Source organism: Micromonospora sp. DT53 (assembly GCF_049841535.1).
Taxonomy (GTDB): Bacteria; Actinomycetota; Actinomycetes; order Mycobacteriales; family Micromonosporaceae; genus Micromonospora.
The window spans coordinates 477,722-503,630 of sequence record NZ_JBNCKM010000005.1 but is presented as its reverse complement, the minus strand read 5'-3'; the positions used below and the strand labels follow the sequence as shown (position 1 = coordinate 503,630).

Annotated in this window: 23 protein-coding genes; 19 read left to right on the top strand and 4 right to left on the bottom strand. The window is 70.6% G+C overall.

What is annotated here, in order from left to right; all coding sequences use genetic code 11:
• Positions 1-20 precede the first annotated feature (20 nt).
• A complete protein-coding gene (locus ACLQ3B_RS19290) occupies positions 21-533 on the bottom strand; it encodes an Lrp/AsnC family transcriptional regulator (protein ID WP_366632390.1) in 513 nt (170 codons plus the stop codon).
• A gap of 160 nt (positions 534-693) precedes the next feature.
• Between ACLQ3B_RS19290 and ACLQ3B_RS19285 the strand changes: the two genes are divergently transcribed.
• The 14 genes from ACLQ3B_RS19285 (at position 694) to ACLQ3B_RS19220 (ending at position 15,464) form a co-directional block, all read left to right on the top strand.
• Positions 694-1,878, top strand: a complete 1,185-nt coding sequence (locus ACLQ3B_RS19285) for an extracellular solute-binding protein (RefSeq protein WP_425782104.1) — start codon at positions 694-696, stop codon at positions 1,876-1,878.
• Positions 1,878-3,035 carry an ABC transporter ATP-binding protein gene (locus ACLQ3B_RS19280; protein ID WP_425782103.1) on the top strand — a complete coding sequence of 386 codons (1,158 nt, stop codon included), beginning with the start codon at positions 1,878-1,880 and terminating at the stop codon, positions 3,033-3,035. The genes ACLQ3B_RS19285 and ACLQ3B_RS19280 overlap by 1 nt, the downstream gene beginning before the upstream one ends.
• Positions 3,032-3,940 carry an ABC transporter permease gene (locus tag ACLQ3B_RS19275; protein WP_425782102.1) on the top strand — a complete coding sequence of 303 codons (909 nt, stop codon included), beginning with the start codon at positions 3,032-3,034 and terminating at the stop codon, positions 3,938-3,940. The genes ACLQ3B_RS19280 and ACLQ3B_RS19275 overlap by 4 nt, the downstream gene beginning before the upstream one ends.
• A 58-nt stretch (positions 3,941-3,998) precedes the next feature.
• Positions 3,999-4,835, top strand: a complete 837-nt coding sequence (locus ACLQ3B_RS19270; RefSeq protein ID WP_425782101.1) for an ABC transporter permease — start codon at positions 3,999-4,001, stop codon at positions 4,833-4,835.
• A gap of 49 nt (positions 4,836-4,884) precedes the next feature.
• Complete coding sequence (locus ACLQ3B_RS19265) at positions 4,885-6,351, top strand: NAD(P)/FAD-dependent oxidoreductase (RefSeq protein ID WP_425782100.1); 1,467 nt, start codon at positions 4,885-4,887, stop codon at positions 6,349-6,351.
• A complete protein-coding gene (locus ACLQ3B_RS19260; RefSeq protein WP_425782099.1) occupies positions 6,351-7,532 on the top strand; it encodes a saccharopine dehydrogenase C-terminal domain-containing protein in 1,182 nt (393 codons plus the stop codon). The genes ACLQ3B_RS19265 and ACLQ3B_RS19260 overlap by 1 nt, the downstream gene beginning before the upstream one ends.
• A gap of 270 nt (positions 7,533-7,802) precedes the next feature.
• Positions 7,803-8,552 (top strand): G5 domain-containing protein, encoded by a 750-nt coding sequence (locus ACLQ3B_RS19255; protein ID WP_425782145.1) that lies wholly within the window; start codon positions 7,803-7,805, stop codon positions 8,550-8,552.
• 219 nt (positions 8,553-8,771) lie between these two features.
• A complete protein-coding gene (locus ACLQ3B_RS19250) occupies positions 8,772-9,623 on the top strand; it encodes a DUF559 domain-containing protein (protein WP_425782098.1) in 852 nt (283 codons plus the stop codon).
• Between the two features lie 478 nt (positions 9,624-10,101).
• Positions 10,102-10,767, top strand: a complete 666-nt coding sequence (locus ACLQ3B_RS19245; RefSeq protein ID WP_425782097.1) for a response regulator transcription factor — start codon at positions 10,102-10,104, stop codon at positions 10,765-10,767.
• Positions 10,764-11,828 (top strand): sensor histidine kinase, encoded by a 1,065-nt coding sequence (locus ACLQ3B_RS19240; RefSeq protein WP_425782096.1) that lies wholly within the window; start codon positions 10,764-10,766, stop codon positions 11,826-11,828. Before ACLQ3B_RS19245 ends, ACLQ3B_RS19240 begins: the two co-directional genes overlap by 4 nt.
• A 73-nt stretch (positions 11,829-11,901) precedes the next feature.
• The gene (locus tag ACLQ3B_RS19235) at positions 11,902-12,936 is read left to right on the top strand and encodes a threonine ammonia-lyase (RefSeq protein WP_425782095.1); all 1,035 of its coding nucleotides are present in this window, start codon (positions 11,902-11,904) and stop codon (positions 12,934-12,936) included.
• On the top strand, positions 12,933-14,057 hold the full coding sequence (locus ACLQ3B_RS19230) for a D-alanine--D-alanine ligase family protein (protein WP_425782094.1): 1,125 nt from the start codon (positions 12,933-12,935) through the stop codon (positions 14,055-14,057). The genes ACLQ3B_RS19235 and ACLQ3B_RS19230 overlap by 4 nt, the downstream gene beginning before the upstream one ends.
• The gene (locus ACLQ3B_RS19225; RefSeq protein ID WP_425782093.1) at positions 14,054-14,731 is read left to right on the top strand and encodes a M15 family metallopeptidase; all 678 of its coding nucleotides are present in this window, start codon (positions 14,054-14,056) and stop codon (positions 14,729-14,731) included. Before ACLQ3B_RS19230 ends, ACLQ3B_RS19225 begins: the two co-directional genes overlap by 4 nt.
• A 58-nt stretch (positions 14,732-14,789) precedes the next feature.
• The gene (locus tag ACLQ3B_RS19220; protein ID WP_425782092.1) at positions 14,790-15,464 is read left to right on the top strand and encodes a hypothetical protein; all 675 of its coding nucleotides are present in this window, start codon (positions 14,790-14,792) and stop codon (positions 15,462-15,464) included.
• Between the two features lie 91 nt (positions 15,465-15,555).
• Here ACLQ3B_RS19220 and gabT read toward each other — a convergent pair whose 3' ends face one another.
• From gabT to ACLQ3B_RS19205, 3 genes are all read right to left on the bottom strand, one after another.
• Complete coding sequence (gabT, locus tag ACLQ3B_RS19215; protein WP_425782091.1) at positions 15,556-16,827, bottom strand: 4-aminobutyrate--2-oxoglutarate transaminase; 1,272 nt, start codon at positions 16,825-16,827, stop codon at positions 15,556-15,558.
• A gap of 65 nt (positions 16,828-16,892) precedes the next feature.
• Positions 16,893-18,329 (bottom strand): gamma-aminobutyraldehyde dehydrogenase, encoded by a 1,437-nt coding sequence (locus tag ACLQ3B_RS19210; protein ID WP_425782090.1) that lies wholly within the window; start codon positions 18,327-18,329, stop codon positions 16,893-16,895.
• A 193-nt stretch (positions 18,330-18,522) separates the two neighbouring features.
• Positions 18,523-19,764, bottom strand: a complete 1,242-nt coding sequence (locus tag ACLQ3B_RS19205; RefSeq protein ID WP_425782089.1) for an SUKH-3 domain-containing protein — start codon at positions 19,762-19,764, stop codon at positions 18,523-18,525.
• Between the two features lie 78 nt (positions 19,765-19,842).
• Here ACLQ3B_RS19205 and ACLQ3B_RS19200 point away from each other — a divergent pair, with 78 nt between their 5' ends.
• The 5 genes from ACLQ3B_RS19200 to ACLQ3B_RS19180 all read left to right on the top strand — a co-directional run bounded on the left by ACLQ3B_RS19200 (position 19,843) and on the right by ACLQ3B_RS19180 (position 25,813).
• Entirely contained in the window at positions 19,843-20,265 is a 423-nt protein-coding gene (locus ACLQ3B_RS19200; RefSeq protein ID WP_425782088.1) for a YbaB/EbfC family nucleoid-associated protein, read from the top strand.
• A complete protein-coding gene (locus tag ACLQ3B_RS19195; RefSeq protein WP_425782087.1) occupies positions 20,262-20,594 on the top strand; it encodes a hypothetical protein in 333 nt (110 codons plus the stop codon). Before ACLQ3B_RS19200 ends, ACLQ3B_RS19195 begins: the two co-directional genes overlap by 4 nt.
• A gap of 16 nt (positions 20,595-20,610) precedes the next feature.
• On the top strand, positions 20,611-25,032 hold the full coding sequence (locus ACLQ3B_RS19190; RefSeq protein ID WP_425782086.1) for a toxin glutamine deamidase domain-containing protein: 4,422 nt from the start codon (positions 20,611-20,613) through the stop codon (positions 25,030-25,032).
• On the top strand, positions 25,032-25,472 hold the full coding sequence (locus ACLQ3B_RS19185) for a hypothetical protein (protein ID WP_425782085.1): 441 nt from the start codon (positions 25,032-25,034) through the stop codon (positions 25,470-25,472). The genes ACLQ3B_RS19190 and ACLQ3B_RS19185 overlap by 1 nt, the downstream gene beginning before the upstream one ends.
• Before the next feature lie 92 nt (positions 25,473-25,564).
• Complete coding sequence (locus ACLQ3B_RS19180; protein WP_425782084.1) at positions 25,565-25,813, top strand: hypothetical protein; 249 nt, start codon at positions 25,565-25,567, stop codon at positions 25,811-25,813.
• Positions 25,814-25,909 lie beyond the last annotated feature (96 nt).

Here is a 25,909-nt window from a genome sequence, read left to right as displayed (position 1 = left end):
CCGAGTGGATCAAGGGAGGCTCAGGCCGTACCCCAGGAATAGGTCTGCTTGCGCAGCTTGAGATAGACGAACGCCTCGGTGGAGAGCACCCCGGGCACCGCGCGCAGCCGCTGCAGGATCTCCAGCAGGTGGTCGTCGTTGCGGCAGACCACCTCGGTGAGCAGGTCGAACGACCCGGCGGTGATCACCACGTAGTCGACCTCGTCCAGCTCGGCCAGCCGGTCCGCGACCGCCTCCAGGTCGCCGTCGGTGCGTAGGCCGATCATCGCCTGCCGGTTGAAGCCGAGCTGGAGCGGATCGGTCACCGCCACGATCTGCATCACGCCGGAGTCGAGCAGCCGCTGCACCCGTTGACGGACCGCCGCCTCGGACAGGCCCACCGCCTTGCCGATCGTCGCGTACGGGCGGCGGCCGTCCTCCTGGAGTTGCTCGATGATCTGCTTGGCCACGTCATCCAGCAGAGCGTGATTGGCGCCTTCACGGACAGCGACGCGTCGACCGCCATTGCTGTTCTCGTGCTGCCGGTTTGTCATTGCCCGCTCCCCATGTCCCTAATCATGATGTCGCGCGTGTATCCCCGCGTAGTCTGGCGTATTTCGTCGTACATTGCTATTCCCGCAACGGAATCCCTTGTAAGGGAGGTCACCTCATGTCAGGATCAGTCGTCCATGGCACTGACCCCTAGGAGTCGTCATGCGTACTCCCCTCCGGCCCCTCTCCCGGCGTGGACTGCTCACCGGCACTCTCGGTTCGGCCGCCCTGCTCACCATGGGCGGAAGCCTCGCGGGCTGCGGCACCAAGGGCGCGCAGCAGACCGAAGCTGGCTGTGTCAGCGAGGACCTCTCCGGCACCGAGAAGAAACTCGCCTTCGCCAACTGGCCGCAGTACATGGACGTGGACGACAAGGACGAGTCCAAGCGACCGAGCCTCGACGAGTTCATCACGACTACCGGCATTCAGGTGACCTACACCGAGGACATCAACGACAACAACGAGTTCTTCGGCAAGGTGCAGAACCAGCTCGCCGCCTGCCAGAGCACCGACCGGGACATCATCGTGCTGACCGACTGGATGGCGGCCCGGATGATCCGGCTCGGCTGGATCCAGAAGCTCGATCCCGCGAAGATCCCGAACGTGCAGGCCAACCTGCTTCCCTCTTTGCTCAACCGCCCGTTCGACACGGAGAACCGGATCTCCATCCCGTGGCAGTCCGGTCTCGCCGGACTGGCGTACAACGGCAACGTCACAAAGGAACTGCGGACTGTCGACGAACTGCTCACCCGCCCGGACCTCAAGGGCAAGGTGACCGCGCTCAGCGAAATGCGCGACACCATGGGCCTGCTGCTCGGGTCGAACGGGCACGACCCGGCCAACTTCACCGCGGCCCAGTTCGACGACGCCCTCAACAAGCTCAAGAAGGCCGTCGACTCCGGGCAGATCCGCAAGTTCACCGGCAACGACTACGCGCCCGACCTGGCCAAGGGCGACATCGCCGCATGCATCGGCTGGTCCGGCGACGTCATCCAACTCTCCAGTGAGGACGGGAAGGTGCGGTTCGTCGCGCCGGATTCTGGCGCGATGCTCTACAGCGACAACATGATGGTCCCCAACAAGGCCACCCACCGGGGCAACGCCGAAGCGTTGATCAACTATTACTACGAGCCGGCGGTCGCGGCGAAGCTCGCCGCTTACGTCAACTACATCTGCCCGGTCAAGGGCGCGCAGGCCGAGATGGAGAAGATCGACCCCGAGCTGGCCGCCAACCCGCTGATCTTCCCGGACGAGGCGCTGCTGTCGAAGTCCAAGGTGTTCATGGCCCTGGACGAGAAGCAGGAGAAGGAGTACGAGGGCAAGTTCCAACAGGTCATCGGGGCGTGATGGGGATGGCGCGTGAGACACCCGCCGGCGACCTGCGCCTGGCCAACCTCACCAAACGGTTCGGCGTCTTCACCGCGGTCGACGACCTGAGCCTGACCGTCGAGCAGGGCTCGTTCTTCGCGTTGCTCGGCGCGTCCGGCTGCGGCAAGACCACGACGTTGCGGATGATCGCCGGCCTGGAGGAGCCCACCGGCGGTCAGGTGCTGCTGGGTGACCGGGACATCGCCCGGCTGCGACCGTACAAGCGGCCGGTCAACACCGTCTTCCAGAGCTACGCGCTCTTCCCGCACCTCAGCATCTTCGAGAACGTCGCCTTCGGGCTGCGCCGACGCGGCATCCGCTCGGTCGACGGCGAGGTCACCAGGATGCTGTCGCTCGTGCAGCTCGACGGCTACGGCAACCGCCGCCCCGCCCAGCTCTCCGGCGGTCAGCAGCAGCGGGTCGCGCTGGCCCGCGCGCTGATCAACCGGCCGCAGGTGCTGCTGCTCGACGAGCCGCTGGGCGCTCTCGACCTCAAGCTGCGCCGCCAGATGCAGATCGAGCTGAAGCGCATCCAGACCGAGGTCGGCATCACCTTCGTCCACGTCACCCATGACCAGGAAGAGGCCATGACCATGGCCGACACCGTCGCGGTGATGAACGGCGGCCGGATCGAGCAACTCGGTCCTCCCGCCGACCTCTACGAGTTTCCCGCCACCGCCTTCGTGGCGAACTTTCTCGGCCAGTCCAACCTGCTCGCCGGCGAGGCCACCGGCGTCGGCGGCGGCGACGTCGCGGTGACGGCGCACGGCACGCGCTTCTCGGTGCCCGCGGGCCGGTCGCGGGCCGACCACGGCCCGGTCCACCTGGGGGTACGCCCCGAGAAGCTGATTCTGGTCGGCTCCGCCGACCAGGTGCCCGTGGGGCACCAGCACGTCACCGGGGTGGTCACCGATGCCTCCTACGTGGGAGTCAGCACGCAGTATCTGCTGCGTACCGGCTGGGGCACCGAGTTGTCGGTCTTCGCCGCCAACAGTGGGGCGTCCACGCCGGTGGCGGTCGGCAGTGCGGCCGTGGCCTACTGGGATCCGCGGCATGCGTTCCTGCTGCCCCGCGACGCCGCCGACACCGACCGGACCGCACCTGTGCTCGACGAGCCGGTGGGTGCGTCGTCGTGACCCTCCTGGCCCCCACCGGAGCGGGGCGCCAACCACCCGCGCCACCGGCAGCCCGGTCCGGGCGACGCCGACTCCTGCCGTACCTCCTGTTGTTGCCAGGTGCGGCCTGGCTGCTCGTCTTCTTCGGTGTGCCGCTCGTGCAGTTGGCGGCGGCCAGCCTGTACGACCCCAGCGGCTCGCTCTCCACCGGGTACGCGATGACCTGGGCGGTCGGCAACTACCCGGACGTGGTGCAGGCGTACTGGCCGCAGTTTTTGCGCTCGTTCGGCTACGCCGGGCTGGCCCTGGTGCTGGCGCTGCTGCTGGGTTACCCGTTGGCGTATGCGATCGCGCAGAAGGCCGGACGCTGGAAGAACCTGCTGCTGGTGTGCGTCGTCGCGCCGATGTTCACCAGCTTCCTGGTCCGCACGCTGGCCTGGAAGACGATCCTGTCGGACAACGGCGCGCTCGTCGGTCTGCTGCGCGACGTGCACCTGCTCGCCCCGGACGGTCGGCTGTTGGCCACCCCGTTCGCTGTGGTGCTCGGCCTGACGTACAACTTCCTGCCGTTCCTGGTGCTGCCGCTGTACGCGAGCCTGGAGCGGCTGGATCCCCGGTTGCTGGAGGCGGCCACCGACCTGTACGCGAGCCCGGTGCAGGCGTTCCGTCGGGTGACGCTGCCGCTGTCCATGCCCGGCCTGGTCGCCGGCACGTTGCTGTTCTTCATCCCGGCCAGCGGCGACTACATCAACGCCGAACTGCTCGGCACCCCGAACGAATACATGATCGGCAACGTCATCGACTCGGCGTTCCTGGTCCGACTGGACTACCCACAGGGCGCCGCGCTGTCGTTCCTGCTGATGGCGGCGATCCTCGCGGTGGTCTTCGGCTATTTGCGCAGGGCCGGCACGGAGGAGGTCCTCTGATGAGCGCGAGGAGTGCAGCGCAGCGGAGCCCCGCAGTCGCGAATGAAAGGTGGCTCTGATGCGGCTCTCGCGCTGGTTGGCGGACCGCTGGGTGATGATCGTGGCGGTGCTGGTGCTCGGCTACCTGGCGCTGCCGATCCTGGTGGTGGCCGCGCTGTCGTTCAACAGGCCGTCGAGCCGACTGTCGTACGACTTCAACGAGTTCACGGTGGACAACTGGCGGCAGCCATGCGCCACCTCGGACATGTGTGACGCGGTGGTCCGCAGTGTGCAGATCGGCTTTCTCGCCACAGTCGTCGCCACCGTGCTCGGCACCCTGATGGCGTTCGCGCTGGTGCGGCACCGCTTCCGTGGCCGATCCGGAATCAACGGGCTGATCTTCCTGCCGATGGCCACACCGGAGTTGGTGATGGGCACGTCGTTGCTGGCCCTGCTCGTGTCGGCGGGCGTACCGCAGGGTTTCTGGACCATCGTGATCGCGCACGTGATGTTCTGCGTGTCGTTCGTGGTGGTCACCGTGAAGGCGCGGCTCGCCGGAATGGACCGGCGGCTGGAGGAGGCCGCCATGGACCTCTACGCCAGCGAGTGGCAGACCTTCCGGAGGATCACCCTGCCGCTGGTGCTGCCCGGCATCGTGGCCGCCGCGTTGCTGGCCTTCTCGCTGAGCTTCGACGACTTCATCATCACGAACTTCAACGCCGGCACCACTGTCACGTTCCCGATGTACGTCTGGGGCGCTGCCCAGCGTGGCATCCCCCCGCAGGTCAACGTGATCGGCACCGCGATGTTCGCGGTCGCGCTGCTGCTCGTGGGGCTCAGCTCGCTGCGCGGGCGACGGGCCCGCCGCGCCAACCTGCTGACCGGGCCGTCAGGTCACCCGCGACGGTCGTCATGACGTTCCCGGACGCGGCTCGGTCTTCGGACCGTCCGGCCGGTGGGCCGTCATGACGCTCCCGCCCAACGGCCGGGCGTTGGCCGACGCGGCACCCGTGCCGTACTGGCTCGACCGCCCGGACCGCCCCGACCCGCTACCGCCACTGGCCGGCCGGCACTCCGCCGACCTGCTGGTGATCGGCGGCGGTTACGGCGGACTGTGGGCCGCGCTGTTGGCGAAACAGGCGGACCCGGACCGGGACGTGCTGCTCGTCGACGCCGGGACCTGCGGTTGGGCCGCGTCCGGGCGCAACGGCGGGTTCTGCGCCGCCTCGCTGACCCACGGCCTCGCCAACGGTGTCGACCGGTTCCCCGACGAGGTCGGCGAGTTGGAACGCCTCGGCAGGGAGAACCTGGACGCCATCGCCGCCACCGTCGCGGCCTTCGACATCGACTGCGACTTCGAGCGCACCGGCGAACTGGCTGTCGCCGTCGCGCCGTACCAACTCGACGGGCTGGCCGCCGACGCCGACCTGGCCCGCCGGTACGGCCACCGGGTGCGGCTGCTCGACCGCGACGAGGTACGCGCCGAAGTGCGTTCACCGACGTACCTGGGTGGGATGTTCGACGCCGACCGGGTGGCCATGGTGGACCCGGCGAAGCTGGCCTGGGGTCTGCGCCGTGCCTGCCTCGACCTCGGCGTACGCGTGCACGAGCACACCCGGGTCACCGGCCTGCGCGCCGACACCGCCGCGCTGCACGCGAGCACCCTGGGCACCGATCCCGTCACCTTCCCGGCCGACGGCGGCCGGACCGACACCCGGGCCGCCGGCCGACCCGGCTCGATCCGGGCCCGCCGGGTCGTGCTGGCCACCAACGCGTTCCCGCCGCTGCTGCGCCGGCTGCGGGCGTACCTCGTGCCCGTCTACGACCACGTGCTGATGACCGAGCCGCTCACCCCCGCCCAGCGCGACGCCATCGGTTGGCACAACCGGCAGGGGCTCGCCGACACCGCCAACCAGTTCCACTACTACCGGATCACCACCGACGGACGGATCCTCTTCGGCGGCTACGACGCCGTCTACCACTACGGCAATCGGGTCGCGCCCGAGCTGGAGCAACGCCCGGCCACCTTCACCACCCTCGCCCGCCACTTCTACACCACGTTCCCGCAGCTCGCCGACGTACGGTTCAGCCACCGCTGGGGAGGTGTCATCGACACCTGCACCCGGTTCTGCCAGTTCTTCGGCACCGCCCACGGCGGTCGGCTGGCGTACGCGGCCGGCTACACCGGCCTCGGCGTCGGGGCCACCCGCTTCGGCGCCCGGGTGCTGCTCGACCTGCTCGACGGCCGAAACACCCCACTGACCCGGCTCGACCTGGTTCGCCGCAAGCCACTGCCGTTCCCACCGGAACCCGTCCGCGCGGTCGGCATCAATCTCACCCGCCGGTCACTGGCCCGCGCCGACGCGCGCGAGGGTCGGCGCGACCTCTGGCTCCGTACTCTCGATCGTTTCGGTTTGGGGTTTGATTCCTGATGCGTGTCCTCCTCGTCGGCGCCGGTGGCGTCGGCTCCGCCGCCGTAGCCATCGCCGCCCGACGGACCTTCTTCGAGACCATCGTGGTCGCCGACCACGACCCCGTTCGTGCCGAACGTGCGGTCGCCGGGCACGGTGACCGGTTCGTCGCCGCCCAGGTGGACGCCTCCTCGGTCGACGCGGTCACCGCGCTGTGCCGGGAGCACCGGATCACGCACGTCCTCAACGCCGTCGACCCGCGGTTCGTCATGCCGATCTTCAATGGCGCGTTCGCGGCCGGCGCGGACTACCTGGACATGGCGATGTCGCTGTCGCACGCCGAGACCGGGGTGAAGCTCGGCGACGAACAGTTCGCGCTGACCGACACCTGGTCGGCGGCCGGTCGGCTGGCGCTCTGCGGCATCGGGGTCGAGCCCGGCCTCTCCGACGTGTTCGCCAGGTACGCCGCCGACGAACTGTTCGCTGAGATCGACGATATCGGTGTCCGGGACGGCGCGAACCTCACAGTCGACGGGTACGACTTCGCGCCCTCGTTCTCCATCTGGACCACAATCGAGGAGTGCCTCAACCCACCTGTCGTCTGGGAGAGGGACCGGGGCTGGTTCACCACCGAACCGTTCTCCGAGCCGGAGGTCTTCCACTTTCCGGAGGGAATCGGGCCGGTCGAGTGCGTCAACGTCGAGCACGAGGAGGTGCTGCTCATCCCGCGCTGGGTCAAGGCCCGGCGGGTCACCTTCAAGTACGGCCTCGGCGACGAGTTCATCGAGGTGCTCAAGACACTGCACAAGCTCGGCCTGGACGCCGTCTCCCCGGTGCGGGTACGCGGCGTCGACGTCTCCCCGCGCGACGTGGTGGCCGCGAGCCTGCCCGACCCGGCCACCCTCGGCGCCCGGATGCGCGGCAAGACCTGCGCCGGCACCTGGGTACGCGGCCTCGGCCCGAACGGGCAACCCCGCGAGGTCTACCTCTACCACGTGGTCGACAACGAGTGGTCGATGCGGGAGTACGGGCACCAGGCGGTGGTCTGGCAGACCGCAGTCAACCCGATCGTCGCGTTGGAGTTGCTCGCCACCGGCGCGTGGACCGGTGCCGGTGTGCTCGGGCCGGAGGCGCTGCCCCCGCTGCCCTTCCTCGACCTGCTCGTTGCCTACGGGTCACCATGGGCGATGGAGGAGCGGTGAGCCTGCCCCGCTGACGGCATCGCGACAGTTTTCGCCGCCGCGTAGGTCACCCGATCGCTTGTCGCTCCGGTGCGTGGGGATCTGCGGCTTTTGTTGGTGCTGATACCCGCACGATCGGCCCTGCCCCGCCGACCCGGAGGGTTGCCACGCCTGCCGACTCGTCGCCCCCGAGCGCGCCCACGATCTTTCCCGCGCAGCGAAAGGCGCAGGTGACGAGCGCGACGGTGGATATTGCAGACCGTGTTTGCGGCGACACTCATCGCCGTGACGATGCAACCACCACAGAACCCGGGGCCGCCGTACCCGCCGTCCCGACCCAACTGGTTCCGCCGGGCCACTCCCGCCCGCCGCGTCGCCGTGATCCTCGGCTCGGTGACCCTGTCGATCCTGCTGCTCTGCTGCACCGGCACCGCCATCGTCGGCGCGCTGACCGGCGAGCCAGAATCGACAAAGACCGACACCGCCGCCGACGCGGCACAACAGCCGATCCTGGCCGCGCCCGGCGAACCGACCGAGGAGGCCCCCGCCGCCGCGCCCTCCACGGTGTCCACGTCGGTGCCCACGTCAGCGGCGCCCACCACGACGCCCACGTCGGCGGCGCCCGCGCCCGTGGTGCAGGTGACAACCGTGACGGAGCAGGTCACGGTCCGGTACAGCGAGCGGACCGTCAAGGACTCCTCCCTCACCGAGGGCAAGCGGGTCGTCCGAACCAAGGGCGTGAACGGCGCACGGACCCTGACATACGAGGTGACCACCACCGACGGCGTGCGGACGGCGAAGAAGCTGGTCAAGTCCGTCGTGACGAAGCAGCCGGTGGCCCAGGTCGTCGCCGTCGGCACCAAGAAGCCGCAGTCGTCCAAGTGCGACCCGAACTACAGCGGCTGCGTCCCGATCGCCAGCGACGTCGACTGCGCGGGTGGCGGTGGCAACGGCCCCGCCTACGCAACCGGGCCGATCCGAGTGATCGGCGACGACATCTACGACCTGGACCGAGACGGCGACGGCACAGCCTGCGACTAACCCCCCTGCAGCGTGTGGATCATGGAGTTGTGGTGGGCGGAAGATGCTGTTCCAAGGCATTTGTCACCACCACAACTCCATGATCGACTGAGTTGGCGGACTCGGTTCCATAGCACGGTCGGGGAGGGCTGCGGGGGTTGTGCACAGGGTCGGTGGTTATCCACAGGGCGCCTGGTTGGGGTCGAGAGTTGATGACCTGGTGCTGCAGATTTTTGCGGCATGGCAGAGCCTCTGTATCGATACTCGGAGTTACTCGCGGCCGGCCTCAGCCGGGAGCAGGTGCGCAGGTTGACCGAGCAGTCCCGCCTGCAACGGCTGTCCCGGAGCGTGTACGCGCCATCGGTCGACCAGGCCGGACGCCTGTCGGCAATCTTCCGGCGGCTGCCCTCCAGCGCCGTCGTCGGCTTTCACACCGGCGCACAACTGCATGGCTTCGGCGACGCGCGAAGCCCCAACGTGCACGTGATCGTGCCGGCGGGAGAAAACGTCCCACATATACGAGGCGTGGTTACCCACGAGGCAGTGCTGCCGGTGCGTGATCCGGTGCTGCTGGCCGGGGTGCCCTGTGCGCCCGCTGCCAGGTGCGCGGTGGACCTGGCCCGGTCGATGCGTCGAATGGAAGCGATGCCGCTGCTGGACCTTTGTCTTCGCGTAGGTGCCTGTCGGCCCGAGGAACTCAGGGTCGAGGTCGCTCGACACGACCGGTTGCGTGGAGTCTGTCAGGCGCGTGATCTCGTGCCACGCGCCGATCCTCGGGCGGAGTGTCGGCAAGAGAGCCAGCTGCGGCTAGTACTGATGGACGGCGGCCTGCCAACGCCCGAGCCGCAGATTTGGGTCCCGGACAGCAACGGGATACCGCTCTATCGCCTGGACCTCGGGTATCGGCGCCACCGCGTCGGCGTCGAGTACGACGGGTCGTCTCATCTGGACCGTGTCCGCCTCCGGCACGATCGCGCTCGAACGAATTGGCTCGCTGCCAACGGCTGGCAAATGCGCCACTTCACGGACCAGGACCTCTACCGTCGCCCCGCCCACATCATCCGAACCTTGATCCCCCTCCTTAACCCCTAGCCACCCCCGCCCCGCCCGCCCCGCCCGCCCCGCCCCGCCCGCCCCGCCCCGCCCTGCCTGCCCTGCCCGCCCTGCCCGCGTCGATCATGGAGTTGTGGTGCCTCGCGAAAGGCGCGAAACGGTATTAGATGCCCACCACAACTCCATGATCGACGCGGTGGGCAGGCGGGGGCAGGCGGGGGCAGGCAGGGCGGGTGGTTGGTGGTGGGCTTGACGGGTTTGGATGGCGAACTCGGGGGCGAGCTGCGGATCTTCGGTTGGTGGGCGTGATGCAGCTCACCCTCTGCGCATCGCCCCGGGGTGGTGGGGACGGACTGCGCAGGTGGTGTGAGACGGGCACGAAGTTGGTCGGGCCGGGCTTGCGGTGGTTTGCCCGCTGGACACTCGCGTGGAGGATGGCTGCGGCGGGTGCTTACAGAACCCTTAACCCGGGCCTGCAACGGTATGCCGGGCAAGCCGAACTGGGGGAGCGGAAAACGTGCGGGTGCTGGTGGCGGACGACGAGCGGTTGTTGGCGGACACGGTGGCCGAAGGGCTGCGCCGCCTCTCGATGGCCGTCGACGTCTGCTACGACGGTGACGGTGCGCTGGAGCGGGTCGGGGTGAACCGCTACGACGTCGCGGTGCTGGACCGGGACATGCCGGGGCACACCGGCGACGAGGTGTGCCGCAGCATCGCCGACTCGCAGGTCGGCACCCGGGTGTTGCTGCTCACCGCGGCGGCCGGTATCCGGGACCGGGTGGAGGGCCTCGGCCTCGGTGCGGACGACTACCTGACGAAGCCGTTCGCCTTCGCCGAGTTGGTGGCCCGGGTGCAGGCCCTCGGGCGACGGTCCACGCCGGCGCTGCCGCCGGTGCTCACCCAGGACGGCTTGGCGCTGGACGTGGGCCGGCACGTGGCCACCCGGGACGGCCGTCCGCTGGCGTTGAGCCCGAAGGAGTTCGCGGTGCTGCACGTGCTGCTGCGCGCCGACGGCCAGGTGGTGAGCGCCGAGGAGTTGCTGGAGCAGGCCTGGGACGAGTTCGCCGACCCGTTCACCAACGCCGTACGGGTCACCGTGATGACCCTGCGCAAGAAGCTCGGCGATCCCGCGATCATCCACACCGTTCCGAAGGCCGGCTACCGCATCGGCGGTACGGCGTGAACTGGACGCCCCGACGTCGGGTGTTGCTGGTGGGGCTGCTGGCGCTGTTGGCCGGCCCGGTGCTGCCGGCGATGGGCAAGTGGCTGTCGGCGATGACCTGGACCTGGGGGCAGCAGTTCTGCGATGTGCCCATGCCCGGGTTGTCGGGGGTGTGCCGCAACGTACGGCCGGGCGCGTTCATGCTGCCCGTGGCGGCCGTCCTGCTCGTGACCCTGGCCGTCCTGGTGGCGCTCTGGTTCGCCGCGGTGTGGTGCCTGCGGCCGGTCGCTGACCTGGCCGGGCCGATCAGGCACCTCGGCCCGCAGAACCTCGGTCACCGGATCCGGCCTCGGGGCAGCGACGAGTTGGCCCGGCTGTCCCGGGCGATCGACGAGATGATGGAGCGCGTCTCCGCCGGGTACGAGGGGCAGCGGCGGTTCGCCGCGAACGCCTCGCACGAGTTGCGTACGCCCCTCGCGGTGCAGCGGACGCTGATCGAGGTCGGCATGGCCAGGGCGCTCAGCGGTGAGCAGTTGGAGTTGTTGACCAGTCAGCTGTTGGAGACCAACGAGCGCAACGAACGCCTGATCGAGGGTCTGCTCGCGCTCAGCGAAAGTGACCAGGGCCTCCGTTCGCGGATACCGCAGCGGTTGGACACGATCGTCGAGGCGGTGCTGGCCGGGTACCTGGACCGCGCCCGGGAGGCCGAAGTCACGGTGCAGACCCATCTCGCGCCCCGGGTGGTCGTCGGCGAGCGGGTGCTGCTGGAACGCCTGGTCACCAACCTGGTGGAGAACGGGATCAAGTACAACCGGCCGGGCGGTTCGCTGACAGTCGTGGTGAGCGGCGTGCCCGCGCTGTCCGTGGTGAACACCGGCCAGCCCGTGCCGGCGGAGGCGGTGGCCGGCCTGTTCGAGCCGTTCCGCCGACTCGCCCGGGACCGGACCTCGCAGGGCGGCGGGGCCGGCCTGGGCCTGGCCATCGCCCGCTCGATCACGCAGGCCCACGACGGCATCATCGCGGCCCGGCCCGCCGAGCACGGCGGCCTGCGGGTCGACGTCCAGCTACCCACCCTGACCTGACACTTCCACCCACCTTCACCGGGGTCCACGTACCGCTGGATCCCGCCTGTGGTGTGCCCGAAAAGGAGAGACGATGTCACGCACCGTTGGCCAGGTCCGGGCCGATGTCGAGGAGGCCGGCCGCTGGCTCGCCGGCCGCGTGGTCCGCACACCCGTGCTGCGGTCCCCGGTGATCGACGAGCTCGCTGGGGCGCGGGTCCTGCTCAAGGCGGAGAACCTGCAGCACGGCGGCTCGTACAAGATGCGGGGCGCGTTGCGCGCGGTTGGCCGTCTCGCCTCGGCCGGCCACACCGGGGTGATCGCGCAGAGCACCGGCAACCACGCGGTGGCTGTGGCGTTGGCGGCCCGGCAGCACGGGCTGGCGGCGACCGTGGTGCTGCCGGTCGACGCGGCGCCGACGAAGGTCGACCGGGCGCGCGCGGCGGGGGCGCGTGTGGTGTTCGCCGGCACCGGCGTCGAGGAGCGGGTGGCGGTGGCCAACGGGCTCAGCGACGAGAGCGGTCACCCGGTCATCGACGCGTACGACCATCCGGACGTGATCGCCGGGCAGGGCACCGCGAGCCTGGAGCTGATCGAGGACGCCGAGCGGGCGGGGACGCCGTTGGACGCGCTCGTCGTACCTGTGGGTGGTGGTGGTGGGGTGGCCGGCGCGTGCCTGGCCGCCGCCCGCTCCGGCATCGAGGTGTACGGCGTCGAGCCGGTGGGCTGCGACTCGCTGGCCCGCAGCCTGGCGGCCGGTGTTCGGGTTCCGGTCGCGCCGGCGCCCACCATCGCGGACGGGCTGCGGCCGTCCTGCGTGGGTGAGCTGCCGTTCGCCATCGTGCGGGACACGCTGCGCGGGGTCGTCCGGGTCGACGACGACGAGATCGCTGCGGCGTTCCGGCTGATCCTGACGGAGGTCAAGGTGCTCGCCGAGCCGTCCGGGGCGGCGGGCCTGGCCGGCGCCCTTCGGCTTCCGCCGGCCGGCGAAAGCCGGACGGCACCGACGAGCGACCGGCAGCGGACGGTCGGTGTGGTGCTGACCGGCGGAAACGTGGAGGCGGCGCTGGTGGCCCGGTTGATGGCCCCGCGATCCGCCGACCTGCCCGGGGAAGGGGTGGCCGCGTGAGCGCGCCGGTTCGGATCGGAATCCTGTTCGGTGGACCGTCGGCGGAGCACGAGGTCTCCTGTGCCTCCGCGCTCGGGGTGGCCCGGGCGCTCGCCGGCGGCGGCTACCGCACGGTCGCCATCGGTGTCACCCGCAGCGGCGGTTTCCGGCTGATGCCCGACGCGCTGCTGGCCGAGTTGCGCGACCGACCGGCCGGCGAACGGGCCATCGACGACCAGCTGGTGGTGACCGGGCCGGCCATCGAGCTGCGGGCCGCGCCGCGTCCAGGCGTCGTGCAGGTGTTCGCCGGCAACGCCCCCGGCGCGGTGCACGCCGAGCTGGACGTGGTCTTCCCGGTGCTGCACGGCCCGTACGGCGAGGACGGTGTGGTGCAGGGGCTGCTGGAGTCGCTGAACGTGCCGTATGTCGGGTGCGGCATCCTCGCCTCGGCGGTGGGCATGAACAAGGTGGCGATGAAGCGGGCGCTGCGCGCCGAGGGCATCCCCGTCACCCCGTACGTGTCGTTCGACGCGCACACCTACCGGGCCGTCGACGACCCGGAGAAGCTGGTGACCGGGCTGACCCGGCCACTGTTCGTCAAACCGGCAAGCATGGGTTCGTCGATCGGCATCTCCCGCGTCGGTGAGGGTGACGACCTGGCCGCCGCCGTGGAGGAGGCGCTTCGCCACGACCAGCTCGTCATGGTCGAGCAGGGGGTCGCCGGCCGGGAGTTGGAGTGCGCGGTGCTCGGTGGTTGGCGTCCCGAGGCGTCGGCGGTGGGCGAGGTGCGGGTCGTCGGCGGCTGGTTCGACTACCAGCAGAAGTACTTCGGTGACGCCGACCCGATGATCGTTCCCGCCGTGTTGCCGGACGAGGTGACCGCGCGGGTCCGTGAGCTGTCGCTGCGCGCGTTCGCCGCGATCGGCGGTTGGGGTCTGGCCCGGGTCGACTTCTTCTACGACGCTGGTGAGCTGTACGTCAACGAGCTGAACACGATGCCCGGCTTCACCGCGCACTCGATGTACCCGAAGGTGTGGGCCGCCGTCGGGGTCGGCTATCGGGAGGTGGTGGACCGACTTGTCGAGTTGGCAGGCGTCCGGCACGCGGAGCGGTATGCGAGCACGGCGGGGAGCGTCAAGTGATCCTGCTCTCTGATCCTCGGGTGGCGGCCGTGCCCAGCGCCGACGACGGCGAGGAGTTCGTGGACCTGCGTGAGCTGCCGGAGCTGCGGCTCGACGGCCGCGCGGCCGACCCGGCCGGGGCGTACGCCCGGTTGCGCGCGGGTGTCGTGGACCGTTTGTTGGCCGCGCAGCGTGCCCTGCCGGGTGGGCTGCGCCTGCTGGTGGTCGAGGGTTACCGGCCGTACCAGGCGCAGCTGGCCATCTTCACCGGCTACCGGGACGAGCTGCGCCGACGACACCCGGACTGGTCGCCGGAGCGGCTGCACCGGGAGACCACGAAGTTCGTCGCACCTGTCGAGGTGGCCCCGCACAGCACGGGCGGCGCGGTGGATCTGACGCTGTGCACCGACGACGGTGTCGAGTTGGATCTGGGCACGGCCATCGACGCCACCCCGGAGGACAGCGCCGACGCCTGCTTCACCGACGCGCCGGCGATCGGCGGCACCGCCCGTCGGCACCGGCAGATCATGGTGGACGCTCTCGGCGGCGCGGGGATGGTGAACTACCCGACCGAGTGGTGGCACTGGTCGTACGGCGACCGCTACTGGGCGCTGATCACCGGGGCGCCGCACACCCGGTACGGGCCGGTGGACCTGGCCGCCGCACGATCGATACCCGCGCCGGCTGAACGGTAGGGCGCTCCGGTCCGTACCAGGTGAGTGAAGGACACCACCGAGGACGGGAGTGACGGCGATGAGGGTGCAGCGCAGGCACGTGCTGGCGGCGAGTGTGGCGGTGCTCGCCGTGGTGGGCGTGTCGGTGGGGACCAGCTTCGGGTTCGCCGACACGGCCCCGGCACGATCGTCGGTCTGCGCCGGCTCGGTCACCTTCTCGGCGGAGGGTGGGGCACCGGCGGCGACAAGCGACCGGTTCCCGGTGGGTACCCGGCTGCGGGTGACCAATCTGGACAACAACCGGGCCGCCACGGTGACGGTGACCGGCCCGTCGGGCAGTTGCGTGCTGCTCAACGCGGCGGCCATGGAGTTGGTCCGGGAGCCGGGTAAGAACGTGATCCGCCGCAACGTGGTGGAACGCGTCGACGGCGCGGCACCGCCCGCCGGCGCTCCCGCCCCCGGCACGGTCCGCCCGGGTGCCGCGTCGCCCGGCGCGCCCGGCCCGGCGCCCCGGTCGGCGTGCTCGGGGGCGATCACCTTCTTCGAGGAGGCGGCCGGGCCGGCGGCGACCAGTGGGCAGTTCCCGGTGGGCACCCGACTGCGGGTGACGAACCTGGACAACAACCGCGCGACCACGGTGACGGTGACCGGCCCGTCGGGCAGTTGCGTGCTGCTCAACTCCGCCGCCATGGAGCAGATCCGCGAGCCGGGCAAGAACCTGGTGCGCCGCAACACGGTCGAGGTGCTTCGCTGACGTCGGCGGAGGGGCCCGTGCACCGGGCCCCTCCGCCGCTCCGCCCGCTCCACGGCTCAGCCCGCTCAGCCCGCTCCGCCCGCTCCGCCGCTTAGCCGAAGGCGGCGTCGAGGAGGTCGGCACCCCGACCGAGCTGCCCGTCGGAGATCACCAGTGGGGGCAGGAGGCGCAGCACGTTGCCGTATGTGCCGCAGGTCAGCGTGAGCAGGCCGGCGGCGTGACAGGCCGCCGAGATCGCCGCGGTGGCGACCGGGTCCGGGGTGAGCGTGCCCGGCAGCACCAGCTCCACGGCGAGCATCGCGCCCCGGCCGCGTACCTCGGCGACCCGGGGATCCCGCCCGGCGATGGCCCGTAGCCGGGGGACAAGCACCGACTCGATCCGTCGGGCCGCACCGGCCAGGTCCAGCTCGTGCATGGTCTCGATGGTGGCCAGCGCCGCCGCACAGGCGATCGGGTTGCCGCCGTACGTGCCACCCAGCCCGCCCACGTGCACCGCGTCCATCAGTTCGGCCCGACCGGTCACCGCGGCCAGCGGCAGGCCACCGGCGATGCCCTTGGCCAGGGTCACCAGGTCGGGTTCGACGCCCTCGTGCTGACAGGCGAACCAGTCACCGGTACGGCAGAAACCGGTCTGGATCTCGTCGGCGACGAAGACCACCCCGGCCGCCGTCGCCCAGGCACGCAGCGCGGGCAGGAAACCCGGCGCGGGTACGACGAAGCCACCCTCGCCCTGGATCGGCTCGATGAGCAGCGCGGCGACGTTCTCCGCGCCGACCTGCTTCTCGATCATCTCGACGGCCCGTGCCGCCGCCTCCGCGCCGGAGAGCCCGCCGTCACGCAGCGGATACGACATCGGCACCCGGTAGATCTCCCCGGCGAACGGCCCGAACCGGTGCTTGTACGGCATGTTCTTCGCGGTCAACGCCATGGTCAGGTTGGTTCGGCCGTGGTACGCGTGGTCGAACACGACGACCGCCGGCCGCCCGGTGGCGTGCCGAGCGACCTTCACGGCGTTCTCCACCGCCTCCGCGCCGGAGTTGAACAACGCCGAGCGCTTCTCGAACCCGCCGGGCGTCAACGCGTTGAGCTGCTCGCACACCGCCACGTACGACTCGTACGGCGCGACCATGAAACAGGTGTGGGTGAACCGTTCCACCTGCGCCCGGACCGCCTCGACCACCCTCGGGGCCGAGTTGCCGACGCTGGTCACGGCGATGCCGGCGGCGAAGTCGATCCACTCCCGGCCGTCGACGTCGGTGACCGTCCCGCCGGACGCCCGGTCCACGTAGGACGAGAGCACACTGCCGACACCCCGGGCGACGGCGCTACCACGCCGTTTGTGCAGTTCCTCGGAAGTGGTCATGGGGCTGTGCCTCCTTGAGTTCGCGACTGCGGGGCTCGCAGACCCGGCTCACTCCGCGCGCTTCACTAGCTCCCCAGGTTGTGCATGACGTGCTTGATCCGGGTGTAGTCCTCCAGGCTGTAGACCGAAAGGTCCTTGCCGTGCCCGGAGTGCTTGAAGCCACCGTGCGGCATCTCGGAGACGAACGGGATGTGGGTGTTGACCCAGACGCACCCGAAGTCCAGTCGACGGGTCATCCGCATGGCCCGGCCGTGGTCCCGCGTCCAGACCGACGCGGACAGGCCGTAGTCGACACCGTTGGCCCAGCGCACCGCCTCGTCCTCGTCGGAGAAACGTTGCACGGTGATGACCGGCCCGAACACCTCGTCCTGGATGATCTCGTCGGCCTGACGCAGCCCGGAGACCACCGTCGGCGCGTAGAAGTAGCCGCGTTCGCCCTGCCGGGACCCGCCGGTCTGGATCGCCGCGTGGTCCGGCAGGCGGTCGACGAAGCCGCTGACCCGGGTGAGCTGGTTGGCGTTGTTCAGCGGACCGTAGAGCACGTCGGCGTCGTCCGGGGCGCCGGTCTTCGTGTTGCGGGCCTGCTCGGCGAGGGCCGCCACGAAGTCGTCGTGGACGCCGGGGCCGGCCAGCACCCGGGTGGCCGCCGTGCAGTCCTGCCCGGCGTTGAAGTAGCCACCCAGCGCGATGGCCTCGGCGGCCGCCGCCACGTCCGCGTCATCGAAGATCACCACCGGGGCCTTGCCGCCCAACTCCAGGTGGGTCCGCTTCAGGTCGGGGGCCGCCGCGGCGGCGACCTCCATGCCCGCGCGGGTCGAGCCGGTGATCGACACCAGCTGCGGGGTCGGGTGCGACACGAGGGTACGACCGGTGTCCCGGTCGCCGCAGACCACGTTGAACACCCCCGGCGGGAAGAACTCGGCGGCGATCTCGGCGAGCAAGAGCGTCGACACCGGCGTGGTGTCCGACGGCTTGAGCACCACCGTGTTGCCGGCGGCGAGCGCCGGGGCGATCTTCCAGACCGCCATCATCAGCGGGTAGTTCCAGGGGGTGACCTGTGCGCAGACGCCGATCGGCTCACGTCGCACGTAGGAGGTGTGGCCGGCCAGGTACTCCCCGGCGGACCGCCCCTCCAACATCCGGGCGGCGCCGGCGAAGAACCGGAACTGGTCCACCGCCGGGGGAAGCTCCTCCTCGGCGGTGAGCTGTCGGGGCTTGCCGGTGTTGCGCACCTCGGCGTCGACCAGTTCGGCGGCGCGCGCCTCCACGGCGTCGGCGAGCTTGAGCAGCGCCCGCTGCCGTTCGGCGGGGGTGACCTCCCGCCAGCTCTCGAACGCGGTGGCGGCGGCGCTCATCGCCGCGTCCACGTCGGCGGGGCCGGACACCGGGGTCTGGGCGAACACCTCACCCGTGCAGGGGTCGACCAGGTCGGCGTAGCCGCCATCGGCCGGGTCGACGTAGGAGCCGTTGACGAAGTTGCGCAGCTGCTGCTGGTCACTCATGGCGGGATCACTCCGAAGGGGGCCGGGGCGCCGGTCTGCGGCGGTTATCGCAATCTCTCTGCCATCTTGGCTACTGAATTCGCGGCAGACAAGGGTTATCGCGACTGTTTCCGTCGGCTGATCACTCGCCTGCGCTGGGCCCCGGGCCACGGTGCAGACCGGCCTCGCGCTCCACGGACACAGCGCCGCCGCGCTAGTCGGCCTGCCAGGTGCCGTCGTCGCGAACCCGGGCGGGGGAGCGGCCGAGCAGCAGGGTGGTCAGCGCGGCGTCGATGGTGTCGCCGAGGAACCACTCGCCGGCCTGGTCGAGCGCGAAGACCCGGCCGCGCTCGTCCACCGCCAGGATGCTGTCCTGCTGCTCGGTGCCGATCGGAAAGAGGCGTACGCCGAGCACCGCGCCGAAGTCCGCGAGGGTGTCGGAGGTGTGCGCGACGGTGTGCGGACGGATGTCGAAACGGGAGATCCACACCTGCTCGCCCCGGCCGCGCCGCGCGCCGACCAGACTGGGGAACGCGGTGAGCGCCTCCACCGCGGCGGGAAAGACCTCGTGTCGGTGGTTCCGCCCCGCCACCGACGTGACGTCCCGTACCGCCGCGGCGGCCATGATCTGATCCCCGATGTGTGGCCGCCAACCGGCCGCGACCAGCGCGTTGGCGACCTCCGCCGGGAAGCGCCCGGGATCGGGGTCGGGTGCCTCCGGCGCGTTCCAGGTCTCGGTGTAGGCGCGAGCCGACTCCGGCAGGACGTTCGCCCGCACCAGGAAGCTGATGCACGAGTCGCAGGGCCGCTCGGCGGGCCCACCTGCGGGATCGCCCGGCTCACGGATCCGGAAGATCTCGAAGCGGGCGTCCTCCAGGAGCGCGGCTGCCTCGGCCCGCCCCATCGGCGCGATGCCCTCGGCGGCGCGGCGGTGGTCGTACTCGTGCAGGACGTCGGAGACCACGATCAGCTCCGCGTGCCCGGCCCCGCCGCGGACCAGCTCGCCGGGGGGCAGTTGGTGGAGATAGTCGCGCACGAGCGGGTGATGGTTGAGTGGCACCTCAGCCTTGGTGCCCTGGGCCGTCCAGATCCGTCCGTCGATGGTGAGGTGCGCGGCGGTGTTCGGGGTGGCGCCCCGGTGGATCTCCCGGACCAGCAGGCTCGACGGATCGACGGTGCGCGGAGCGGTCGGCCCGGCGGGCTGGCTACGCCGGTACAGCTCCGCCACCACAGTGCTCGGCACCCGGGGCCAGGTGGTGACCTTGCCGGTCTGCTTGTCGATGACTGTCGTCGGCAGGTCACCCGGCACCGTGCGCACCTCGGTGGGCACGACGGACGTGATGACGTAACCCAGGTCGAACTCGTCGACCATCGCCGTGCACTCGTGGCCGAGGCGCTGCGAGTCACGGCGGGCCCAGGTGGCCGCGAGCTGCTCGGCCTGTTGACGGTCGATCACGCGTTGAAACTACCGGACTACACGGATCGATGGCGGCCGGTATTGTTTCGCTCTACCGACGGTGACGGGAGGGCGGCGGTGGGCGAACAGGCGGACCGGGGCGTCAATCGCGACCTACGGGCCCGATTCGACGATGTGTACGGTCAATACCAGCAGCTCAGATCCGGTTTGGACACCCTCCAGACGCGCCTTGCCGCGCTGCGGGTGACCCGGCGGTCGGCCGACGGGCAGGTGACGGCGACCGTGGGCGCGCAGGGCCAGTTGATCGAGGTCGAGCTGACGCCGGCCATCTACCGGGACCGCGACGCTGGGGCGCTCGGCCGAAAAATCACCGAAACGATCCGGGCGGCCGCGACCGCCGCCGGCGACGCCACCCGCGACCTCGTCGCCGAGAACATGCCGGCCGGCTCCGGGACGATGGACTTCCTCAAGACCGGCGACTACGCCGCGCTGCTCGGCCGGGCCGACGCCGCACTCGGCGAAGGCGAGGCGAAGGCATGACCGACGGGCAGCTCTGGCTTGATCCGTCCCGGGCCCGCCGCGGTGGTGCCGACCTGGCGCTCGCCGGCGAGGCGGTGACGGCCCGACGTGCGGCCGAGGGCGGCGCGATCGAGGCCGCCAGTGGCGCCCGGCCGTGGGGTCGCGACGACATCGGCGCCGCCTTCGAGCGCAACTACCGAGGGTTCGAGCAGACCGTGCTGCGAGCCTGGGCCGGCGTCGGGCATCGGCTCACCGAGCTGGGCGGCGACGTGGTCGAGGCGGTCGACGCGACCGTGCAGACCGACGGGGCCAACGCCGCCCGGGTCGGCCGGGCCGCCGACCGGCGCTGACGGCCGGCGGTCTGAGATGAGCGTGCTGCCGAGTCCCATCCCGCACCCACTGGACCACGCGCCGTGGGACGTGCCCGGCTGGATCTACGAGGCCCTCGACTGGGTGGTCGGTGTGCAGTGGCCGGAGGGCAACGAGCGGGCCGTCTGGGACCTCGCCGACCAGTGGTACGCGGTCGCCTCCGTGCTCGCCGGGCCACACACCGACGCCGCCACGGCCGCCGTCGAGGTGCGCAACGGGTACGGCGTCGTCGGGGCGGTCGACGCGGCGTTCGAGGCGGCCTGGCGGGGCATCGCCGAGAACGCCGACGCCCCGCTGCCCGTGCTGCTCGCCGTCACGGCAGACCTGGGCCGCCTGGTCGAGGAGTGCGGTTGCGACATCGAGGGCGCCAAGCTGGAAGTCTGGATCGAGCTGGGCATCCTGGTCGTCGAGTTGCTCTCCGTGGCGGTCGCGGCGGTGCTCACCGCCGGTGCGGCAACCCCGGCCGCCGGTGCGGCGATCACCGCGACGCGGCTGCTGGTTCAACAGATCTTCAAGCGGCTGATGGGTCAACTGGCCAGCAAATCCCTCAAACACGGGCTCAAGGAGGCCGGCGAACGGGCCGCCAAGGAGGCCGCCCGGGGTGGTGTGCGCGGGCTCGCCAAGCGGGCCGCCCGGGAAGGGCTGGAGGAGGCCACCGAGGAAGCCGGGGTCACCCTGGCCACCCAGGCGTACCAGAACACCACCGGGCGGGCACACGGCCTGGACCTGACCGACCTCGGTGCCTCGGCGGTCGGCGGGCTCGCCGGCGGTGCGGTGGCGCCGCTGGCCGGCCTGGGTCGGCACGCGACCGGCCGAGCGGCGAAGGTCGGAGAGCACCTGGGTCGGGAGATGACCGGCGAGGTGCTCGCCGAGAGCGCGGCGAGCCTGGCCACCGGTCAGGGCCCGACCTCGATGGAGGACGTGGCGCGCGCCGCCGCGTCCGGGGCCACCGGCTCGGCCACCGGCCAGACCGACCACGCGCTACGCGCCCGGCTCGACGCGCAGGCCAACGCCCTCGCCGGGGCGTCGTTCACCGGCCCCACTCTTCCGTCAGTGCCGCCTGTCGCGGGGGATGCGGCCGCCTCGGGGGGTCCGTCCGCGGTGGGGGGTGCGTCTGCGGGGGCCGCCGGTGGTGTGGCTTCCGGTGGTCTCGTCACGTCTGCGGGCGCTTCCGTGCAGGCGACGGAGGCCGGCGCGGCGTCGCCGACGAACCAGGTGGCCGCGCATACGTCTCCGGGCATCGAGCAGTCAGGGGCAGCCGCGCTGGCATCTCCTGTCGTGACCGACGCGCACCTGTCGTCGACGACGAGTGTTGGTGCGGTGTCCGACGTGGACGTGGTGGGCCGTCCGGTAAGCGCGTCCGAGGCGACGCCGTCGACGGGCGGACCAGTCGGGGAGAGAACTGGCGTACCGCACCAGGTCGCGGCCGACCCCACGCTCTCGGCGACGACCGTCAACCCGGCCACGTCGGCGGTGGGTGTCGATCCGGCGTTTCCGGCGTTGGGTGTCGATCCGGTGTTCTCGGCAGTGGGTGCCGATCCGGCCACGTCGGCGGTGGGTGGTGATCCGCGGCTTTCGTCGTCGGCGGCCGCCGATCCGCGGCTCTCGTCGGCGGCCGCGCCCGTGGTCGGTCCCCTCGAATCGAGCAGCGGGCCGGCGGCCACCGGCGTGCCGCCGACCCACCCCGGCGGCTCGTCGCACACCACCACCTCCGCACCGACCGCCTGGTCTCCGGCGACTGGACCCTCCGCGCCGACAATCACCCCCGGCCCAGCGGCACCGAGCACCTTCGGCGTCCCGACCACCACCAACGGAGCGCCGCCGGTCGCCTCCACCACACCTGTGGTGGGTCGATTCGCCGTACCGTCGCGCGTTCCGACGCGGGGGACGCCCGCACCGGTACGAGCACCCGACCACCCGGCCCGGGGGAGGGCGTCGATCCCCGTCGACGTGGCCGCGTTCGGTGCCCCATCGATGCGCGAGCCCGAAACCAACGACGCGTACGCGGCGCAGTGGGCAGCCGCGGCCGAAGCCGCCGAGCGGCGGCGCTACCAGGACCACTACGAATCGCTACGGATCGGGTTCGAGAACAACCGCCGACAGGCCGAAGCCGCCCGCCTGCGCACCCGTGCCGTCGAGCACGATCGCCGAGCCGTCGAGTACGCCACCTACGCCCGACAGCTGCACCAGGCCGGCAACCGGCAGTGGGCCGACGGCTGGCAGCGCGCGGCGAACGAGGAGGCTCGCGCGTACTCCGAATGGCGTGACCTGGCAGACGCGGTGCTGGCCGGCACCACGGCCCCGCCGGTCGTGGACATCAGCGCCACCTTCGAGCACGCCAACCGGGACGTGGGCGCGCTCGCGCTCGGCGCGGTGGAGACTGTCGGCCCGTCCAGGCTCACAGGTGACGACGATCCGCCGCCCATCGACGACTCCCGGCCGTACGGGCAGCCCGGAGGACTCCGTCCACCACTCGCCCTGCACCAGGTCGACGTCGAACGGCAAATGCCCCGCGAGCCGGACGGTGCCATCGCCCGCACCGCCGACCCCCGCCAGGGCGGCTGGTTCCGGCTCCTCAACGACGGCGGTCCCGCAGCAGACGCCACCCGGGGCATCAACTGCCTGGACTGCACGCTGTCACTGTTCGAGACATGGGTGCACGGGCGGCCCCGCGTGTCGGCACCCCGTACCTTCGACGGCTACCTGGACGGTGACATCCGGCGCCCCATCCGTGGCGAGGCAGGCGGCCCGGGCCGGGTGGAGGACGTGACCGGCGGGCGCTTCCAGCAACTCCTCGCCCCCGCCGGCCAACACGCCGACGCCCAGCAGGCGCGGCAGGCCGCCGACCGGGGCTACCGCAACCTGCACGACCAACTGCTGCTGGGCGGCCACGGCAGTTACTCGTTCCTGGTCACCGAGTGGGCGCACGGTGGCTCGCACGCCTGGGTGGCGCTCAACCAGAACGGCACAGTGCTCTACGTGGACCCGCAGAACGGCGTGGTCCGGGACCGGCCGCTCTACCCCGACGTGGTCGGCATCGACGCGCTGGTGCTGAGCGGAGACGGCCGGCCGATGCCGCTCGGCGGACTGCCGAGGGGGCGGTTCAGCGAGCGACCCGACCTGCCGGATCACCCGCCAACGCACGACGACGGCGGGCACGGCGACCCGTACATCAACCGGATGTACCTGCTCCTCGACGGCCCGGGCTCGGCCCCGTGGTCGCCGGACGCCGACAATCCAGCGAGCGCCGGTCTCGACCAGCCCACACCGCCTGGCGGTCGTGCCCGCGCTGTTTCGTCGGCCAACAGTGTGGACGATGTCTTCGCGGCCGGCGTGACTCCCGCTGAGTTCGCGACGGCGGTCGACCCGCCCACTCTTCGCCGGCTGGTCCCGGACCTGGACGAAGCGTCGGCACAGGATCTTGTACGACTGTTCACCGATGACCGGGTCCGCGGCATGCTCGACAGCGCCCGGCGAGAGCCGCCCCCTAACGAGCCCGACCTGGCCGAGCACCTGGTGCGGCAGCTGGTGCAGCGTCCGGACCTGGCGCGCATGATCCTGTCCACGCCCGAACTCGCGAAGTCACTGACGGCCCGTCCGCTGACTCTGTACCACCTGGCCAGCCATCAACAGGCCATCGACGTCCTCGCCGAGGTGCTCGACGACGTAGCCCAACAGGAGGCCATGCGACGACAGGATTCGGACCGCCCGCCCGTGCCCCGACCGGAGCCGACACCCCTCACCAGCGAGCAGTTGAGGATCAGCGCGAGTATCCAGGTGCGTCGGGGGCCGGTCACGCAGGCAGGTTTCGACGAGGTCCGACGCGACGACGCCGTCTACCGGAAGCGCTACCTCGACGATCTCTATTCGGCGGCGATGGAGGCACAGGCAGACCTGAATCAGCTAGCAGTGTCCCTAGCCCACGTCGGTGGTCTTCGCGTCGGAGAGCCCGGCTGGCGTCCTCAGCCCAAGGACCGTCGTCGAGCCGAGGACAAGGTAAACAAACACCAGGGCGATGCTTCCAAGCTGCTCGACCTGGCCGCCGCGAAGGTTGAGTTTCGCAACCTCGACGACCTCTACGCCGCCCTCGGGCGAATACGCGACCACCCCGAAGTCATGATCGTGAGTTGCCAGGACCGGTTCGTGTCTCCCGAGGACAGCGGCTACCGGGATGTGCAACTCGTACTGCGGGCACGCAACGGGCACCTCGCGGAGTTTCGTCTGCACCTGGCCGCGCTCGACGAGATCGCGGTCTGGGAACATGCGCTGTATGAGGTGCGCCGCGATGTGGACGCCTTGGCCCGGATCGAGGGTCGAGCGTTGACGAGGCGCGAGGGAGCGATCGCAGACGGGATCCTTCGTCGCGAACAACAGCTGTTTTGGCAGGCGCTGCAGTCGACTTACGAGGGGAACGCTTGATGGCCCAAATGCCAGGTCTAGTGCTCCCGTCCTACTACCTGTACTACCAGTCGCCGGTAAAAATCGTGGAGACACCCGACGGCGGCGCCAGGGTATGGCGTGTCGCGATCGACACCGGCGCTTGGCAGGAGAAGAACGACCTTTTCAGCGAGATCGTCTTCGACATCGGCGGCGACGTATTCCGTCGTACGGCAGAGGACTTCGTTCAGGAGGTCGAGGCCTTCCGGGCTCACTATCTCAAGGGTGAAGGGCCAATCTTTGCGCTCTACGAGACGGTGCGTTCGATTGAGCTTCTGGCAGACGCTGAGTCACGTCACGAGACGCCGAAGGAGCAGGCGCTCATTCGTGGGATCCGGCAGCGGACGTTCGTCATGTTCGAGGAGCAGCTCCGCGCGGCAGGTGATCCTGGCGCGGACCCCGACATCGCGAGATCGGCATAGGCATGGTTCGCGTGAGGGCTTGCCTGATGGTCGGTCGTCGTGTCGAGAACGGCGATCGGTGGGGCCTTGGCGGCGCCGAATAAGATCGACGCATGGCGAGATCCGGTACGCGGAGTGACACGTCCTATCTCTGGACCTGGCCGGTTGGCATCCTGATCGGCCTGGCGATCGGCCTTCCCGTGTTCGGGGCGAAGGGTGGCGTCGCCTTCGGTGTCGCTTTCAGCATTGCCTTCGTGCTGGGCCTGGGCGCGATCAGGAGCCGGGCTGATGGTGACCCTGCCCGGGGTGGCCCGGACGGCAGGGCCGCCGAGGATGGTGCCGAGGCCGCAGGTCGAGGGTGATCGACTCGGGTTCATTGAAGTCGGGGCATCCTGGTCCGAGGGATAGCCCGACTTCCGTGAACCCGAGTGGATCATGGCGGACCGCGCGCACCGCGG